This window comes from Nocardiopsis sp. B62, assembly GCF_018070675.1.
In the GTDB taxonomy this organism is placed as follows: Bacteria; Actinomycetota; Actinomycetes; order Streptosporangiales; family Streptosporangiaceae; genus Nocardiopsis; species Nocardiopsis prasina.
In genome coordinates this window covers 34925-51619 of the sequence record NZ_JAGPXK010000034.1, presented here as the reverse complement: position 1 = coordinate 51619, position 16695 = coordinate 34925, and the positions used below count along the sequence as shown (strand labels likewise).

Below are 16695 nucleotides of genomic sequence, written 5' to 3'. Positions count from 1 at the left end.
GTCCACATGTGGACACCGGACCGGGGGCCGGGGTGTTCTCCCCTATGTTGCTCCCAGCGACTGTGAGAGCACCTCCTAGAGGGACGAGGGAGTCGGGTTTTGGCTTCGAGGAGAGTTGGACCGGGCCGGACCGTTCCCCCGCTTCGTTCCGGCCGGGGACACCCGTTCTGGCCGGGAACCGCGCTGGTGCTGCTGGCCCTCCCGCTGGCCGCCTGTGAGAACGGTGCCGTGAGCGTGGGCGCGGGCGATCCCCAACGGCTCACCGTGCTGGCGGACGGGGCCGGGGAGGGGCTCGGTGAGTGGCGCGGCGGCGCCGGGGACTTCACCGGTCACCCCCACGAGCCGAAGGGGGTGGAGGTCAGCGTCGCCTACCCGGAGTTCGAGGGCGCCGAGGCCTTCGCCGAGGATCTCGCCGCACGGGTGGACCAGGAGGTCCGGGACTTCCGCGCCGGAACCCGCGATCCCGTGAGCCTGGACATCGGCTGGGAGCTGGTCGCCGCGGGGGACGGCGTCCTCGGGGTCCGGCTGGTCCGCACCGAGGAGGACATGCACGGGCTGCGGGAGGGCTACTCGACGTACTGGTACGACGCCCGCGACCTCTCGGTCTCCTACTCCACCCAACTCCTGCGCGGGCAGGCGGAGCTGGCCGAGCTCAACGCCATCGCGCGCGAGGAGCTCGCCGACGACGAGGACGTGGACCCCGACGCCCTGCACCCGGTGCTGCGGACCTACGACTCGATCGGATTCAACGCGTCGGGTGACCTGGTGGTGGAGTACGACGACGGGCACCTGTCCCCCATCGTCGACGGACACGTCCCCGACAGCTCCCCGGGGCGCAGGTCCGTGGTGGTCGGGCACGAGGTGGCCGGGCCCCTGCTGTCGGGCCTGGGCGAGCGCGCCAGGGAGGCCTCCATGGTGGCGGAACCCGACCTCGACCTGCCCGAGGCCGCGGCCAACGACGACGCCGACGGACCACCACCAGGGGTGGTCACCGCCGGTGACCCCGAGGTGGACTGCCGGGACGGCGAGACCAGGTGCGTGGCCCTGACCTTCGACGACGGCCCGGTGGAGGCCACTCCGCACCTGCTGGACATCCTCGCCGCGGAGGAGGTGACCGCCTCCTTCTTCCTCAACGGCGGCCCGACCCTGACCCGGCCGAGCGTGCTGCGGCGCGCCTACGCGGAGGGGCACGAGATCGCCAGCCACGGCGACGAACACGAGCACATGAACAGGATGGACCCCGAGCACCTGGCCGCGCAGACGGCGGCGGTGAGCGCGATGGTCCGGCGGCAGACCGGGTTCACGGTGGAGCGGTTCCGGCCGCCGTTCGGCGCCACCAACGACGACGTGCACGCGGAGATCGCCGCCCAGGACATGGCGGAGGTCGCGTGGACGGTGGACAGCCGGGACTGGGAGGGTCACGCCCCGGACGAGATCGTGGAGAACGTGGTCGCCGGGGTCGGGCCGGGCGCCGTGGTGCTGCTGCACGACCCCCAGCCCGCCACGCTCGCGGCGGTCCCGGAGATCATCGAGCGGCTGCGCGAGAAGGACTACGTGTTCGTGACCAGTGGTCAGGCCCTCGGCGGCACCGAACCCGGCAACGTCTACCCGCCCGACTGGGACGGCGACTGGTAGGAGCGGTCCCGCGAACGCCAGCGGGCGGCCGGTGGGGGATCCCACCGGCCGCCCGCGTCGTCGGTCAGCTCGCCTCGGGGGTCTGCCTGACCACCGTGAGCGCGGGGGCCGGGGCGTCCGAGCCCACGGCCTCCTGGACGGACCGGTAACCGGCGGCGCGGACCAGACGGACCAGGCCCCGGTGGATGCGGCGGGGCCAGAGCGGACCGCCGTAGATCAGCCCGGTGTACCCCTGGACCAGGGTGGCACCTGCGCGGATGCGGGCCCAGGCGTCCTCGGGGGTCTCGATGCCGCCGACCGCGACCAGGGTGACCCGGTCACCCACACGGGAGCGCAGGCGGCGCAGGACCTCCAGGGAACGCTCCTTGAGCGGGGCGCCCGACAGGCCCCCGGCCCCTGCGGCCTCGACCTCGGTGTCCGGGGTGTCCAGCCCGGCGCGGGAGATCGTGGTGTTGGTGGCGATGATCCCGTCCAGGCCCTCGGCCAGCGCGAGGTCGGCGACGGCGTCGACGTCCTCGTCAGCCAGGTCCGGAGCGATCTTCACCAGCAGCGGCAGCTCGGGGCGGCCCGCCTCGGCCAAGGAGGCCCGGACGGCGTTGACCAGGGGAAGCAGCTGCTCAACGCCCTGGAGATTGCGCAGGCCCGGAGTGTTGGGCGAGCTGACGTTGATGACCATGTAGTCGGCGAAGGGGGCCAGCCGCAGCGCGCTGAGGGCGTAGTCGGCGGGCGCGTCGGCCTCGGGCGTGACCTTGGTCTTGCCGATGTTGATCCCGAGCACGGGCCCGCGGCGCTGGTGGTGCAGGCGCTCGGCCACCAGCGCGGAGCCCTCGTTATTGAAGCCCATGCGGTTGACGATGGCGCGGTCGGCCACCAGACGGAACAGCCGCGGCTTGGGGTTCCCGGGCTGGGGGTGGGCGGTCACGGTGCCCACCTCGACGTAGCCGAAGCCCAGGGCGGCCAGGCCGCGCGGGCTCTCGGCGTTCTTGTCGAAACCGGCGGCCATGCCCAGCGGGCCGGGGAACTCACGGCCGAAGGCGTGCACCGTCAGCTCGGGCTCGCGCGGGCCCAGGACCCTGCCCATGGTCTCGGCCACGCCGGGGACGGCGGTGACGCCGCGCAGGGCGGCGAAGCTCAGCTTGTGCACCGTCTCCGCGTCCATGTGGCGCAGGACCGAGCTGAAGAGGATCTGGTAGAACACGGTCATCCGTTTCCGTCTCCCTCGCGTTCGGCGAGGAAGCGTTCGAGTTCCGCGCCGAGCTCGTCGGCGGTGGGCAGCCCCGTGCCGTCGTCGGACAGCGGGACCGGCCCGCCGCCCTCCTCGGAGCGCGAGGACATGATGTCGTCGTACTGGCGTTCCAGGTTGGCCACCACGCGCTGGACCTCCTCGGAGGCCGCGACCTGCTCGGCGATCTCCACGTCGGTGGAGGCGGCCACCTCCTCCAGCTCCTCGCTGGGCAGGGCGAGACCGGTCGCCCCGGCCACGTACTCCAGGGCGGCGATGGCCGCCCGGGGGTAGGTGGACTGGGCCAGGTAGCTGGGCACGTGGATGGCGTAGCCCACGAAGTCGTGGTCGTTCTCCCCGAGGCGGTACTCCAGCAGCGCGGACGCGCTGGCGGGCACCTCGACCCGGCCGATCCACGGGGTGTGTCCCTCGATCAGCTCGGGGCGGGTGGAGTGCGGGGTGACCGTCACCGGCCGGGTGTGCGGCACCGCCATGGGGATGCCGTGGACACTGATGGAGAGCGAGACGGAGAACCGTTCCACGAGGCTGGACACGGCCGCGGTGAAGGCCTCCCACTCGCCGTCCGGCTCGGGGCCGTACAGGACCAGGAAGGGGTGTCCGTCGGCGTCGTGCATCCGGTACAGCGCCAGCTTGGGCGGCGTGTAGTCGGTCCAGACGTTCTCGACGAAGGTCATCTGTGGTCTGCGGCGGCGGTAGTCCACCAGGCGGTCGACGTCGAAGGTCACGACCTGCTCGGCGGTGAACCGCTCGAACAACGACTCGGACAACTGGCTGCCAGCGTTTCCGGCGTCGACGAAGCCGTCCAGGCAGACGAGCATCACCAGCCCGGTGACATCGTCGAAGCCGGGGTGGAGTTCGTACAGTTCTGCGGGGTCGCGCACCGGGTTCTCGTCTCCAAAACTGGTCGGGATCGCAGGGGCCGCGACTCACCCGTGCCGACCTGGCGGAGGGTTCCGAGGGGACCCGTGACGGGGTCGCTGTGCCCTGCTTTTCCACAATACCGACCCGGGGCGGGTGGGACCGGACCCCGTGGCCCCGGAGGTGACGACGCCCACACGTTCGGCCGTGGTGTGTTCAGGCACGCCGGTGGACGGCCCGGAAGCGCGAGGGCGGGATCGCGTAGAAGTCCACGAAGACCTGGCGGAGGGTCTCGGCGGAACCGAACCCGCAGCGGGCGGCCACCTCGGTGACGGAGAGGGCGGTGGACTCCAGGAGGTCGGCGGCGGCCTCGACCCTGGCGCGGCGGACCAGGTACGCGGGGGTGCGGCCGGTGTGGGCCAGGCAGAGCCGGTGCAGGTGTCGGGCGCTCACCCCGGCCGTGCGGGCGAGCACGCTAGCGGAGAGATCGCCGTCCAGGTGGTCGCGGATGTGGGTGAGCACCCCGCGCACCAGGAGGTTCTCGGGGTCGAGGGTGGTGAGCACGCTCATCTGCGCCTGGTTCCCGGGCCGCTGGAAGTAGGTGACCAGGACCCTGGAGACCAGCCGCGCCAGGGAGGGACCGTGGTCCTCGGCGACGAAGTCCAGGGTGAGGTCCAGCGCGCTGGTCACCCCGGCCGAGGTCGACACCGCGCCGTCGCGGACGAAGATCGGTGCCGGGTCCACGCTGACCCCGGGGTGGAGTTCGGCCAGTTCACGGGCGAAGTGCCAGTGGGTGGTGGCGCGGCGCCCCTCCAAGAGCCCGGCTTCGGCCAGGACGCTCGACCCGGTGCACACCGAGGCCACGCGGCGGCTCTCCCGGGCGAGCCTGCGCACGTGGGCGACCAGGAGGTCGCTCCGTGCCGCGCGCCTGTGCCCCCAGCCGCCGGAGACCACGAGGGTGTCGAGCGGACCCCGGAGGTCCTCCAGCGCCGCCTGGCCCTGGAGGGTGAGCCCGGAGGAACAGCGGACCGGCCCGCCGCCCAGGGTCGCGAGGGTCACCTCGTACGAACGCCCGTCGGAGATGAGGTCGTTGGCGGTGGCGAGGGTGGAGGTGACCGAGGAGATCTCCAGGAGCTCGGCGTCCTCGTAGGCGACGACCACGACCCTGCGTGCGCGCATGTCCGCCACTCCCCCGGTCCGACCGAGTCCGTTCGGACGGGTACCCCAGGATTTCGGACCAACCCCAGCCTACGCCTGGCCCGCACACCCCCACCCGCGAAGGCTGGGGACATGACTTCCACACCTTCCGTACGGCGCCCTTCCGAGCCCTCCGTGGCCCCGGGCCATCGGACCAGTGGTGCCGGGGGCGCCGGGGGCGCCACCTCCGGCAACCCGGGCCCCGGGGCCTCCTCCGAGGGCACCCTCGTCACCGGGGGACGCGGACACCCGGCCCCTCAAGTCCCGGACCGCCCTGGGAGCCCGGGAGACCGCCACGACGCTCCTCGGGCGCTGGTGGCCCCCGCTGACCGCGGCGACCGCGGCCGCGCTCACCGTCGCCGGTGGCGGCGACAACGGTGAGCTGGTGTTCCTCCTGTTCACCCTGCCGGTCATGTACCTGGGAATCGCGGTGCTGGACCGTCCCGGGACCAGCTGGCTGATGGTGGTCTCGGTGACCGCCCTGCACTTCCTTCTGGAGGCCGCGGGCCTGACGCCCTGGCCGGTCGTCCTGGGGCTGGGGGTCCTGCTGGTCGTGCTCGGACTGGTGCGCGGGCCACTGCGACGCCCCGGGGTGTTCGCGCTCCAGACACCGGCACTGGCGCTGTTCGGCGGCGCCGGGCTCCTCACACTGGTCGTGCCCCCCGAGGCGGCGGTCGCGGTGGTCGCGGTCGGCCTGCTCGCGCACGCCGCCTGGGACACCGTGCACTGGTGGACCCGGAAGGTGATCTCCCGGTCACTCGCCGAGTGGTGTATGGTCTGCGACACCGCCGTGGGCGCCGCCATCCTGGTGGTCCTGCTGGTCAGGGCGTTCTGACGGTGGTGACCCGGGGCTCGGTCAGCGCCGGGCCCCGGTCACCACCGGCTCAGCGGCGGCTCCGCCGGCCGAGGGATCAGCGCACGCCGTCAGCGTTGGCGGACCACTCTCAGGGTCCGCAACCGGTTGAGGACGGCGCCGATCTCGTGTTTGCGCGGCAGGGCGTAGTCTCCGCCGAAGTCCGCGCCGAGCAGGGTCACGCCCTCCTTGGCCAGGGCCTCCTCCAGGGAGTCCAGGGCCTCGGCCACGGTCCGTTGGCCGTCCAGGTGTCGGCCCCGGACCAGGGCGCGCAGGGCCAGACCGGCGCCGGTGATCTGTCCGGGGTCCACGAACTGCTCCACCGAGCGCACGTCGATGTCGGCCTCCCCGTAGACCAGCACGTCCATGTCGCGGCGCTTGATCCGGCTCCGTCCCTTCGCGGTGTCGTCGTCCACCGACCCTGGGTCGACCACGCGGGCCCGGGGCAGGGTGAACGCGGCGTCGACACGGTCGTGTGCCAGGGCGCGGGCCTTCTCGGTGACGTCGTGCGGGTGGTAGGCGTCCAGCATGATCACCTGGTCGGCGACGTCGAAGTAGTCGCCGCTCCCGCCCATGACCAGGACCGTGGAGACCCGGTGCTCACGGTGCAGGGGTCGTACCAGGTCCACGAAGGGCACCAGGGGTTCCCGGTCTCCGTGGACCAGGGCCTGCATGCGCTCGTCACGGATCATCAGGTTGGTGGCGGTGGAGTCCTCGTCCACCAGCAGGGTGCGCGACCCGGCCTCCACCGCCTCGCAGATGTTGGCCGCCTGAGAGGTGGAACCCGAGGCGTTCTCGGTGCGGAAGTCGCCGGTGTCGGCACCGGTGGGCAGGTTGCGCACGAAGGGGCTGACGTCCACCCGTTCCACGCCTCGTCCTTCCTCCGCCCGGATCTTGACCGCGTCATCCCTGGTCACGACCTGTTCGCGGCCGTCGCCGGGAACGTGGTCGTACACACCGCGCTCCAGGGCGTGCAGCAGGGTGGACTTGCCGTGGAAACCACCGCCCACGATCAGGGTGATGCCCTCGGGCACCCCCATCCCGGTGACCGTGCCCGCGTGCGGGAGGTCCACGCTGACCCGCAGGCTCTCAGGTGCGGAGAAGGGCACGACGCCCTCCCCCGCCATGGGTTCGTCGCTCACGCCGCTGCGCCGGGGAAGGATCGCCCCGTCCGCGACGAAGGCGACCAGCCCCCGGTCGACCAGCCCCGCCCTGAGGGCGACGGTGTCGGCCACGCTGTCGGCGAAGGCCGTGGCCTCCGCTTCGTCGACCTCGTCCCAGTCGAGGTCGTCGACCAGTGCCGGAAGGGTGCGGCACAGCTCCCGCTCGGCGGTGCGGCCGTCGATCCGGCGGCCGTGTCCGGGCAGGTCCACACCGATCCGGAGGTCGAGGGCGCCGTCCTCGGTGACCTGACACGAGGAGCGGGCGATGACCTCCTGGCCGCCGGTGTCGATCTTCAGCAGCGAACCCCGGAGCAGACGGCGGGCGCGCCGCCCGAGGTAGTCGGCGGTGGCCCGGCGGCGCACCGGGTCGGCGAAGGCGCCCGCGGGGATACCGGCGTCGGGACGCAGCACGCGGATGCGCGAGGGCGGCGCGAAGGGGTCCGCCTGGACCCGCTCCACCGTCAGGGTGAAGTCGCCGAAGTCCCAGTCGCCCTTGAGTGACTTGTAGCGGCCGTAGGAGGCGCCCTGCATCCGCAGGAGTTCCTCGGACAGGCGTGCCTCGTCGCGCACCCCCCGGATGGGTTCGGGTTCGGGCCTGCGGCCCCCGCCTCCGCGGCCACCGCCGCCCCCGCCGTACCTGCGCCCCTGGCCGCCGTTCCCGCGTCGCTCCGTCATCACTTCCCCCGGTGTCGCTACGAACTGGTGCCCCCGCCAGACTAGGACTTCTGTGCCGATCCCGCTCAGGCCCTGTGGACGACCGCGTCCGTGGCCGGGTTGGCGCGGCGCCCGACGCAGCCGCGCGGGGCGCGCTCCGGACCGGATCAGGCCTGCGGCCGGGGCAGCGCGTCCGTGAGGATCGCCTCGAACCCGTCGGCGCTCGGCTTCGTCTCGCCCAGCAGGGAGTGCGGGAGGAGGCCGCCGGACGACCCGAAGTGACGCACGACACCCCGCCCGATGGGGACTTTGCCCGGCACCTCCCCGACAGCTAGGTTTCGGGGAGCCCCCTCTCCCGAGGAGTCCGCACCATGAGCACGGTCCTGTTCGCACCGGAAACCTTCAACCTCGCCGAGACGACACGGGCGATCGAGGTCGCACGTCAACTCCGAGGCCGGCACGAGTGCGTGTTCGCCGGGTACTCCGAGCGGTACGCGGGGCTGATCGAGGACGAGGGGTTCGAGTACCACCCGCTCTCCCCGGAGCTCACCGACGAACAGGCCGACCAGCTGATCCGCTTCGACCAGGGCCGTGGCGTGAGCCACCCCTTCACCACGGAGAGGGTCCGGGCCCGGGTCCAGAGCGAACTGGCCCTGAACAAGCTGCTGCGCCCCTCGGCCACGGTCATCGGCACCACGCTGAGCCAGATGATCTCCGCACGTGCCAGCGGGGTCCCGCTGGTCTACGTCAAACCCTTCGCCTACTCGTGGCCGCACCTGCGCCAGGCCGACTCCCTGCCCCTCCTCCGGGGGAACCGCCGCCTGTCCCGCGCGGTCAACACCGGCGCGGCACTACTCCTCCGCGAGGCCGCCAGGTACACCACCCTCAAGCCCGGGGGCTTCTCCAGGGTCGCCCGCGAGTACGGGGTGCGACTCCCCCGCCGAACCGTGGAGGCCCTGGACGGGGACCTCAACCTGGTCGCCTCGATCTCCGGTTACCTGCGCCCCTACCTGCTCCCGCCCCACTACCGCTGGGTGGGCCCGGTCTACGCGAGGCTGCCTCTGGAGGTTCCCCCGGAGGTGGAGCACCTGGTGAAGACCGCCCGCGGGGCCGACCGCCGGGTCGTCTACTTCGCGATGGGCAGTTCCGGGAACCGGGACATCGTCCTGAGGGTCCTGCGCGAACTGTCCCGGCTGCCCGTCACGGTGATCGCCCCGATCGCCCGCTACCTCGAGCCCGGTGACCAGGAGCGACTCGGACCCCACGTGCACGTGTTCGACCTGCTGCCCGCCCACCGGCTCGGCGACCTCGTGGACGCCTCGGTCATCCACGGCGGCGAGGGCACCGTGCAGACCGCCGTCGCCTCGGGGAAACCGTTCCTCGGTATCGGACTCCAGCTGGAGCAGCGTTGGAACGTCGCCGAGTGCGTCCGCTTCGGCAACGCCGTGGGACTCACCCCCCACCAGGCAGAGGGGGAACAGCTCCGCCGAGCCCTGGAATCCCTGCTCCGCGACCCCCGCCTGCGCACCCGCGCGGAGAAGCTCCAGCGCCGCCTGGCCGACGTCGACGGAGCCCGGAACGCCGCCGACCACATCCACGAACTCGTCTCGTGATCCCTCGCGCCGAACCCGTCCTCGAACTCGGCGAGGGCGCTCTGACCCGTTGGAGACCGATGTCCTCCCAGGGACGACCCGGGCCGACCACGACGGCGCGAAGACCCCGCGCGGATCCTCCAGCAGGAGACGACCCTGGTCCCCGGTGGTCTGCGCGCCGCCGACGCCTCCGGCGCCACGGTGAGTCCCAGCTGCTGTCCGGCGAGCTGCCCACGACGGCCCCGGCGCAGAGCACCAAGGGGCGGATCAACGATGGGCTTCGCGGAGATCGAGGCGTTCTTCTCCCGGATGTTGGACTCGCCCGGCGTCGACGCGCACTGGGACTCCCGGGCCTCTGGGGTCGAGCCGGGTACGGGGTTCTCGGCCCGACCACCAGAGGGCGACGGCCGGGCAGGAGGGGGTCCAGCACCGACCGACGGGGAGGACGCGGCCCGTCCGGAATCAAGGGGCGCTCCGGTCGGGCCGCTGTCCCGACACCTCCACGGAGGGGGGTGGGGGGTGTCGTGGAACTATTCTTACCGGACCCGGGACGGCCGCACGGGGAAATCCGGGAATTCGGCGGGATCGGGTTCCCCATGGGTGGTGTGTATCAGGCGAAAGCCGCCCGGAACGCCCGGTCGTGCGGGTCCAAGGGGTCGTCGGACAGGTCCTCCACGAACACCGCCACGAGGTGTCCGCCCCGCTCTTCGACGTCCGCGAGCAGCCGCCGCCACTCGACCAGGTTGGGGTGCCGCAGCTCCGTGCACGCCTCGGCGGGCGCCAGGGCGTCGACGGCCGCCGTGAGGCGCGCGGGCGTGAGTTCGTGGGTGGCGGTGCCCGAGGTGTGTCCGCACTCGATCGCCAGCACGATGGCGGGCAGGGGGCTCGTGCCGACGTTGGTCAGCCCGAAGACCGTCCGGCCGTCCCGGTGCACGCCGACCCCGTAGGCAGCCGGGCGCCGCCACCCGGCGTGGCCCGCCTCGAGCCGCTCGCGGGCGGCGTTGATCTCTTCCCTGGTGGCCCACTGCTCCATGGGGACTCTCCTCTACAGGTCCAGGTCGCCGGTGGCGACGGTGACGGCGTCGCCGCCGATGTGCACGCGGTCACCGTCCAGGCGCAAGTACAGGTCGCCGCCTCGGCGGGAGGCCTGGTGGGCCAGGAACTCGGTGCGGCCGAGCCGCGACGCCCAGTGGGGGGCGATGACGGTGTGCGCGGACCCGGTGACCGGGTCCTCCGGAACACCCATGGCCGGGGCGAAGCACCGGGACACGGTGTCGTATCCGTCGTCGCCTGGTGCGGTGGCGATCACCATGCGGGCGGGCAGGGCCCGGATGGCGGCGGGGTCGGGGTCGAGAGCTCGGACGGTGGCGGCGTCGGCGAGTTCGACCAGGAGGTCGTTGTTGCCGCCGATCCCGGTCCACCGGGGTTCGGCGCCCAGGGCCGCGGCCAGCCCGTCCGGGGCGTCGGTGGCGGTGGCGGGGCGGGCGGGGAAGTCCATCCAGAGCCTGCCGTCCCGGTTCTGGACGGTGAGGACCCCGCTACGGGTGCTGAAGCGGATCGGACCCCGCTCTCCGAGTTCGGTGAGGGCGTGGGCGGTGGCCAGGGTGGCGTGCCCGCACAGGTCGATCTCGGTGACCGGGGTGAACCAGCGCAGTTCGAAGTCCGCGTCTGGGTCGTCGATCCGGCGCGCGAAGGCGGTTTCGGAGAGGTTGAACTCGGCGGCGATCCCCTGTGCCCACGCGTCGGGGTAGGTGTCGTCCAGCACGAGGACGGCGGCGGGGTTCCCCGAGAGGGGCTGGTCGGTGAAGGCGTCGATGACGCGGTACTCGGGCATGGGTCCATTCTCCCCAGTGGATCCGGTCCACCAAGGGCCACCGGAGAGTGAAGTGGCCCCCGTCCCGACTACTGGAGGTGGGGTTCGTCCAGGATGAACATGGTCTGGGTGCTCTTCACCTCGGGCAGGCGCTGGAGCCGTTCCAGGACGAAGGTGCGCAGGGCGGCGGCGTCGGCGACCCGGACGAGGAGCAGGAGGTCGACGTCGCCGGAGACCAGGGCGGCGTGGTCGACCTCGGGGATGTCGCGCAGGTAGCCCCGGAACCTCTCCCAGGAGTGCTGTTCGATCCGCACGGAGACGTAGGCGGACAGCGCCGTGCCGTACTTCTCGGGGTCGATGACGGCGGTGAATCCCCTGATCACACCTTCGTCGCGCAGGCGTTCGAGGCGGGAGTAGGCGTTGGCCCGGGAGATGTGCGCGCTCTCGGCGACGGCACGGATCGACATGCGGCCGTCGTCGCGCAGGAGCGCGATGATCCGGCGGTCGGTGTCGTCCAGCTGCACGGCCACTTGTCTTACCTCATACCGTCCGCGTCGTGGACACATCAGATGATTTGTGGTGGAGGGCGTCCTACCGAGCAGTTCGTCCAGCATCCGCCCGGGAGCATCGACAATATGGGGTGATTCGCCTCATATTCAAGACATGAAGCACACCGATGATCGGTTCCGTCCGGTTCCTCCAAAGGACTGAGCACCCGAGGGACCGGCCCCATCGGGACCCGCTCCACGCTGACCACCGTGGCGGGCCCACGGGAAGACTCCGCACCCGCGGGCGGCGACGACGCCGCCGAACAACGCGGGTTCGGGCGTCGCCCCGGTGGGTCCCGGCGCGAGTGAGGGCACGCGGCCCACGCGCCGCCGTGTCCACGGGTCGGGTGGGTCCTCCGCGTCAACGGCGACCGGAGGCCCGCCGACCCGACCACCGTGCGGGGCGGTCCCCGCACCGGCCGACCGACCGCGTGGGGCGCCCGCGACTGCTGCCGGATGGGCACTGACCCCTCGGACCCGGCAGGCGCACACAGCACAGGGGCCGCGATCGACGATCGCGGCCCCTGGCCTACCCACACCCCCGGGCCTTGCGCCCTGCGGGAGTCTCATTGTTTCCCCCCGCCAGGAGGAACACCTGGCCTAGCGGACTCCCGAGGTCACGGATGACCGGGGTGGGTCCGGGGGTTGTCGCGGAACTGCCGGGACTAGCGCCCGAGCAGCTTGTCGAACAGCGTGGCGATGCCGTGACGACCGTTGCTCTCAGCCATCAGACCCTTGTCGCCCTCGTCCTCGGCACCGGCGTGGGCACCGGAGGGACGGCGGGTCCAGGCGAAGAACAGCGCGATGAGGATCGCGGGGATGATCGCCAGGCTCAGCAGACCGGCGGCGGTGGGAGTGCCCTCGGCGCCCGTCAGCCCGAAGCCGGTCAGGTCGTTGGCCGCGGTCTCGGCGGTCACGCCGGTGTCCTCGTCCTCCTGCTCGGCTGCGGCGGGAGCCTCGTCCTGCTGCTCCTCCTCCTTGGCGGTCTCCTCGGCGGCCTCGTCGGAGGTGTCCTCCTTGGCGGCCTGCTCCTCAGCCTGCTCTTCCTCGGCCGTCTCCTCCTCGGGGAGGTATTCGGCGGGGACGTCGGAGACCGCGTTCTCGCACTTGTTGCCGGACTGGTTGAACGGGTGGGGAGCACCCTCGGTCCCGTTACCGTCGCCCCACTCGGTGATGAAGTACTCGACCTCAGCGTGGCCGTTGCCACCGCTGACGACGAGGGAGTCCTTGTCGAAGCTCTCGCCCATCATGTCGGCGAAGGTCTCGCCGTCGATGTCCAGGAGAACGTCGCAGTTCTCCGAGGGGATACCGGGACCACGGTCACCGATGAAGAACTCGTACTCTTCACCCTCGTAGACGATGAATCCCTCGGTGCCCAGCGGCCAGCTGGGGCTGGAGAACAGCCCCTTCTGCATGGGTTCACCACCGGCGGGCATCCCGGTGTCTCCGTTGATGCCGGAACCGTCGTCCCAGAAATAGGTCGCGGTGACTTCGCCGTACTGAATGGGAGTGTCGTTGCTCATGAAGTGATAGCCAGGTTGACGACAGAAGCCGAGAAGACCGGGCCATGACGTGTCGGGGCACGCGGACGCAGAGGTCCGTGTTCCGGACGGGTGTCGTGTCATGGCACGCCCCGCGTCGCTGGCGGCGAGTGGCGGGGTGGGAACGGGGGGCCGGATCGGCTCCGCCGGACAGCTGCGCGTGGATTCGCACTGCTCGTTCCCGAGAGAGATGAAGAGGTCTCGATTCCCTTTCGGCTCGCTGGCCGGTCAAGGGCTCGGCACCGGATCGCTAAAGGTCCATAACGAACCGGTCACGAAGGACACTAACCCAGGGTTTGGCAAAGTGCCGAAGGATCGCGGGTAAAATGACGCGGCGTGTTTTGCAGAACACGCAACGACGTCACCCACTGAGAACTCGCAGGTCACGGGATTGCCCTGACAGCAGGGGTTCGCGGGCCCGATCGGGGACGACGGGCGGGCCCACGAGTGGCCCTCGTCATAAACCAGAACGAACGCGTTCGGGTCGGTTCAGAACCCCCCGAAAGGCTACGGACAAGCCGAAAGGTCACGAAGGACCGGGCGATGACGGTGCGGGCCGGAGGGCGTCGGGGGCGGGAGACCTGGGGCACACCGGGGCAAAGGCCACGCCATCCGGGCACTGGAGAGGGTCACAGGAACGCGTCCAAGGGCCGGTGAGCACAAAGAACTCCCCGGCGGGTTGCCCCACCGGGGAGTACGCATCAGGTCAGGTGACCTGTGACCTGCGGTTGAATCGCTCGGCGCGCCACTCCCCCGACTCCACGACCTCCACCAGCGCGGTTGCGGCGTCGTGGACGTCCACGTAGCGCAGGTAGAGCGGGGTGAACCCGAAGCGCATGACGTCGGGGGCGCGGAAGTCCCCGATCACACCGCGCTCGATCAGCGCCTGGACGATCGGGTACCCGGCCCCCTCCTCCGGCTGGACAAGGGAGACCTGGCTACCGCGCCGGACGTGCTCGGCCGGGGTGATCGACGCCAGCCCCACCGAGGCGGCCCTGGCCAGGAACAGGTCGGTCATGGCCAGGCTCTTGGCCCGGACCTGGGCGAGGTCGGCCTTGGCCCACACGTCCAGGCCCGCTTCCAGGGCGGCGTCGGCCACCAGGGGCTGCGAACCGCTGAGGAAGCGTGAGACCCCCGGGGCCGGTTCGTAGTCGGGGGCGAAGTCGAACGGCCGCGCATGGCCGTGCCATCCGCTGAGCGGCTGGTCGGAGGCGGCGTGGTGGCGGCGGGCCGCGTACAGGAACGCGGGGGCGCCCGGACCGGCGTTGAGGTACTTGTACGTGCACCCCACCGCGAAGTCCACGTCGTTCCCGGAGAGGTCGATGGGCACAGCGCCCACGCTGTGGCACAGGTCCCAGATCACCAGCGCGCCGTGCTCGTGCGCGAGGCGGGTGATCCCGGCCATGTCCCGCAGCACCCCGCTGCGGTAGTCCACGTGGCTCAGCAGCAGGATTGCCACGTCACCGCGCGCCAGGGCCTCGGCCAACTCCGGGCCGTCGGGGTCCACGCGACGCTGCACGGCACCGGCCAGGCCGACCGCGCCCTCGGTGACGTACAGGTCGGTCGGGAAGTTGCCCGCCTCGCCCAGCACCACCGTGCGGTCGGACAGACGCAGGGCCGCGACCAGGGTCTTGAAGAGGTTGGCGGAGGCACCGTCACCGACGACCACCTCGTCGTCGGCCGCACCGACCAGCGGGGCGACCTTGGCGCCCAGGGTGCGCGGCTTGTCCCACCAGCCCGCGTCGTTCCAGCTGCGGATGAGGTTCTGGCCCCACTCCCGCTCGATCATGTCGGCGACCCGGGCGGGGGTGGAGCGGGGCAGTGCGCCCAGCGAGTTGCCGTCGAGGTAGATCACCCCCTCGGGGAGGACGAACTCCTCGCGGAGGGGGGCGAGGGGGTCGGCCGCGTCCAGCGCGGCGCACTCCTCACGGGTGGTGAACGTCATCGGGGTCCTGCTTCCTTGCCGGGGCTGGGTGGAGGCCGTGGTGGACTCGGGCCGGTCCGTCTCCGCGGACCGACAGGGGTGTCCTGGTCTAGATGGTGCTACGCAGGGACCACAGTTCCGGGAAGACGTCCTTCTCGGCGTTGCGGGCCAGCCAGTTCAGCCCGTTGGAGCCGCCGCTGCCGGGCTTGCCGCCCATCGTGCGCTTGACCGCGACGAGGTGGAGCTGACGCCAGCGTGTCACCCGCTCGGCGACGTCGACCAGCGCCTCGGCCAACAGGTACAGGTCGTTCCCGGGACGGTCATCGGCGTAGACCTCGATCCAGGCGGCCTCGACCTCGGCGCAGGGCTCGTAGTCCTCGGTCCAGTCCCGCTCGGCGCAGGCGTCCGGGACGGGGAGTCCCCGCCGGTGCAGCAGGCGCAGGGTGGCGTCGTACAGGCTGGGGCGCTCGATCAGGGCGGTGAGGTCGTCGACGACCCCGCTCATGGCCTTGTGCGGGCGGATCATGGCGGCGGACTTGTGACCGAGGAGGAACTCCAGCTTGCGGTAGCTGTAGGACTGGAAGCCGGAGGCCTCCCCGAAGGAGTCACGGAAGCGGTTGAACTGGGTGGGCGTCATGTCGCCGAACAGGCCCCAGGTGCTGTTGAGCACGTCCTGGGCGTTGCAGGCGCTGCGCAGCCAGGCGACGGTACCGGGCACGTCGTCGACCTCCAGGGCCTCCCGGGCCGCCTCCCAGCGCTCCTGGACGAGCGAGAACAGGAGCTCCATCACCTGGGTTCCGATGATGAAGGCCGACTCGGCGGGCTCCTTGGTGCGCGGGTTCTGGAGGCTCAGCAGGGTGTCGATCCCCGCGTAGTCGACGTAGGGGGTGTTCTTCTCGAAGCTCAGGGTCGGCTTGCCCCCGTTGCTCTCCGCCCTGCTGGCGCGGGCCTCCGCCGCGCCGACGTCCTCCGTCGGGGCGTAGGGACACTGGGCGGACGTGGTGGAGAGCATCGGGTGTACCCCTCGTGTACTGCATGGTCGTGTACGTGAACTCACATACTGGGACAATTGACCGCGAGAAGGAATGGACACCGATGACACAAGTCGGGCATTGACCTAGCATTCGTAACAGGAATCCGACATCGGCCTTGGGAACGCAAAGTATGGCCTCACGACTCGAAACTCCGCTGGACAGCGTTGACCAGCGCATCCTCGGCGAGCTCCAGCGGGACGGGAGGTTGTCCTTCAACGAGCTGTCCCGGCGGGTGAACCTCTCGGCGCCCGCCGTGGCCGACCGGGTACGGCGGCTCACCGACCGCGGGGTGATCACCGGCTACCACGCGCATGTGGACCCGGCCGCCGCCGGCCTCCCGGTCACCGCGCTGGTGCGCATGGAGTGCTTCGGGGCCCACTGTCTGCTGCGCGAGCGATCCTCCCTGGAGCTGCCGGAGATCCTCCAGGTACACCGGGTCACCGGCGACGCCTGCTGCGTGCTGCTCATCGCGGTGCGCTCCATGGAGCACTTCGAGGAGGTCATCGACCAGCTCGCCGTGCACGGCCGTCCCTCCAGCACCATGATCCTGTCCAGCCCGGTGCCCTGGCGCCCGGTCACCGCCCCGCAGACGCGTTGAGAGCCGCGGACCCCGTCCCGTCGCTTCCCGTCTAGAGTTGAC

The 16695-nt window shown here is 71.4% G+C and carries 14 protein-coding genes; 4 read left to right on the top strand and 10 right to left on the bottom strand.

Translation table 11 applies throughout. The annotated features are described in order from the left end of the window. The first annotated feature begins 192 nt into the window (after window positions 1–192). Complete coding sequence (locus KBX21_RS24055; RefSeq protein WP_374225742.1) at window positions 193–1635, top strand: polysaccharide deacetylase family protein; 1443 nt, start codon at window positions 193–195, stop codon at window positions 1633–1635. Between the two features lie 64 nt (window positions 1636–1699). On the opposite strand, the gene KBX21_RS24050 is transcribed toward KBX21_RS24055, so the two are convergent. The 3 genes from KBX21_RS24050 to KBX21_RS24040 form a co-directional block, all read right to left on the bottom strand. Next, window positions 1700–2839, bottom strand: a complete 1140-nt coding sequence (locus KBX21_RS24050) for a quinone-dependent dihydroorotate dehydrogenase (RefSeq protein ID WP_049567496.1) — start codon at window positions 2837–2839, stop codon at window positions 1700–1702. Beyond that, window positions 2836–3759, bottom strand: coding sequence for a proteasome assembly chaperone family protein (locus KBX21_RS24045; protein ID WP_210843859.1), 924 nt, complete (start codon window positions 3757–3759; stop codon window positions 2836–2838). Before KBX21_RS24045 ends, KBX21_RS24050 begins: the two co-directional genes overlap by 4 nt. A gap of 193 nt (window positions 3760–3952) precedes the next feature. Beyond that, window positions 3953–4915, bottom strand: coding sequence for a GlxA family transcriptional regulator (locus KBX21_RS24040; protein ID WP_210843858.1), 963 nt, complete (start codon window positions 4913–4915; stop codon window positions 3953–3955). Window positions 4916–5093: 178 nt separating this feature from the next. On the opposite strand from KBX21_RS24040, the gene KBX21_RS24035 reads away from it, so the two are divergent. After that, entirely contained in the window at window positions 5094–5768 is a 675-nt protein-coding gene (locus KBX21_RS24035) for a hypothetical protein (RefSeq protein ID WP_210843850.1), read from the top strand. A gap of 89 nt (window positions 5769–5857) precedes the next feature. On the opposite strand, the gene KBX21_RS24030 is transcribed toward KBX21_RS24035, so the two are convergent. Further along, window positions 5858–7624: an ABC-ATPase domain-containing protein gene (locus tag KBX21_RS24030; protein WP_210843848.1), complete on the bottom strand. Its 1767-nt coding sequence runs from the start codon at window positions 7622–7624 to the stop codon at window positions 5858–5860. A gap of 350 nt (window positions 7625–7974) precedes the next feature. Here KBX21_RS24030 and KBX21_RS24025 point away from each other — a divergent pair, with 350 nt between their 5' ends. Then, the gene (locus KBX21_RS24025; RefSeq protein ID WP_210843847.1) at window positions 7975–9216 is read left to right on the top strand and encodes a glycosyltransferase; all 1242 of its coding nucleotides are present in this window, start codon (window positions 7975–7977) and stop codon (window positions 9214–9216) included. Between the two features lie 589 nt (window positions 9217–9805). Here the strand turns inward: KBX21_RS24025 and KBX21_RS24020 are convergent. From KBX21_RS24020 to KBX21_RS23995, 6 genes are all read right to left on the bottom strand, one after another. Further along, the gene (locus KBX21_RS24020) at window positions 9806–10228 is read right to left on the bottom strand and encodes a hypothetical protein (RefSeq protein ID WP_049567472.1); all 423 of its coding nucleotides are present in this window, start codon (window positions 10226–10228) and stop codon (window positions 9806–9808) included. 12 nt (window positions 10229–10240) lie between these two features. Then, complete coding sequence (locus KBX21_RS24015; protein WP_210843845.1) at window positions 10241–11029, bottom strand: PhzF family phenazine biosynthesis protein; 789 nt, start codon at window positions 11027–11029, stop codon at window positions 10241–10243. A 68-nt stretch (window positions 11030–11097) separates the two neighbouring features. After that, window positions 11098–11538, bottom strand: a complete 441-nt coding sequence (locus KBX21_RS24010) for an Lrp/AsnC family transcriptional regulator (RefSeq protein WP_017546220.1) — start codon at window positions 11536–11538, stop codon at window positions 11098–11100. A gap of 683 nt (window positions 11539–12221) precedes the next feature. Next, on the bottom strand, window positions 12222–13079 hold the full coding sequence (locus KBX21_RS24005) for a hypothetical protein (protein WP_049571202.1): 858 nt from the start codon (window positions 13077–13079) through the stop codon (window positions 12222–12224). A 724-nt stretch (window positions 13080–13803) separates the two neighbouring features. Then, entirely contained in the window at window positions 13804–15042 is a 1239-nt protein-coding gene (gene kynU, locus KBX21_RS24000; RefSeq protein WP_210843843.1) for a kynureninase, read from the bottom strand. Between the two features lie 88 nt (window positions 15043–15130). Next, on the bottom strand, window positions 15131–16033 hold the full coding sequence (locus tag KBX21_RS23995; protein ID WP_210843841.1) for a tryptophan 2,3-dioxygenase: 903 nt from the start codon (window positions 16031–16033) through the stop codon (window positions 15131–15133). Window positions 16034–16185: 152 nt separating this feature from the next. Here KBX21_RS23995 and KBX21_RS23990 point away from each other — a divergent pair, with 152 nt between their 5' ends. Then, the gene (locus KBX21_RS23990; protein WP_049571209.1) at window positions 16186–16653 is read left to right on the top strand and encodes an Lrp/AsnC family transcriptional regulator; all 468 of its coding nucleotides are present in this window, start codon (window positions 16186–16188) and stop codon (window positions 16651–16653) included. The last annotated feature ends 42 nt before the right edge of the window (window positions 16654–16695 follow it).

What these genes read in the sequence shown, in the direction of transcription:
- KBX21_RS24050 (WP_049567496.1), bottom strand. Translation starts at nt 2,839, where the DNA reads ATGACCGTGTTCTACCAGATCCTCTTCAGCTCGGTCCTGCGCCACATG.
- KBX21_RS24040 (WP_210843858.1), bottom strand. Translation starts at nt 4,915, where the DNA reads ATGCGCGCACGCAGGGTCGTGGTCGTCGCCTACGAGGACGCCGAGCTC.
- KBX21_RS24030 (WP_210843848.1), bottom strand. Translation starts at nt 7,624, where the DNA reads ATGACGGAGCGACGCGGGAACGGCGGCCAGGGGCGCAGGTACGGCGGG.
- KBX21_RS24025 (WP_210843847.1), top strand. Translation starts at nt 7,975, where the DNA reads ATGAGCACGGTCCTGTTCGCACCGGAAACCTTCAACCTCGCCGAGACG.
- KBX21_RS24020 (WP_049567472.1), bottom strand. Translation starts at nt 10,228, where the DNA reads ATGGAGCAGTGGGCCACCAGGGAAGAGATCAACGCCGCCCGCGAGCGG.
- KBX21_RS24015 (WP_210843845.1), bottom strand. Translation starts at nt 11,029, where the DNA reads ATGCCCGAGTACCGCGTCATCGACGCCTTCACCGACCAGCCCCTCTCG.
- KBX21_RS24005 (WP_049571202.1), bottom strand. Translation starts at nt 13,079, where the DNA reads ATGAGCAACGACACTCCCATTCAGTACGGCGAAGTCACCGCGACCTAT.
- kynU (WP_210843843.1), bottom strand. Translation starts at nt 15,042, where the DNA reads ATGACGTTCACCACCCGTGAGGAGTGCGCCGCGCTGGACGCGGCCGAC.
- KBX21_RS23995 (WP_210843841.1), bottom strand. Translation starts at nt 16,033, where the DNA reads ATGCTCTCCACCACGTCCGCCCAGTGTCCCTACGCCCCGACGGAGGAC.
- KBX21_RS23990 (WP_049571209.1), top strand. Translation starts at nt 16,186, where the DNA reads ATGGCCTCACGACTCGAAACTCCGCTGGACAGCGTTGACCAGCGCATC.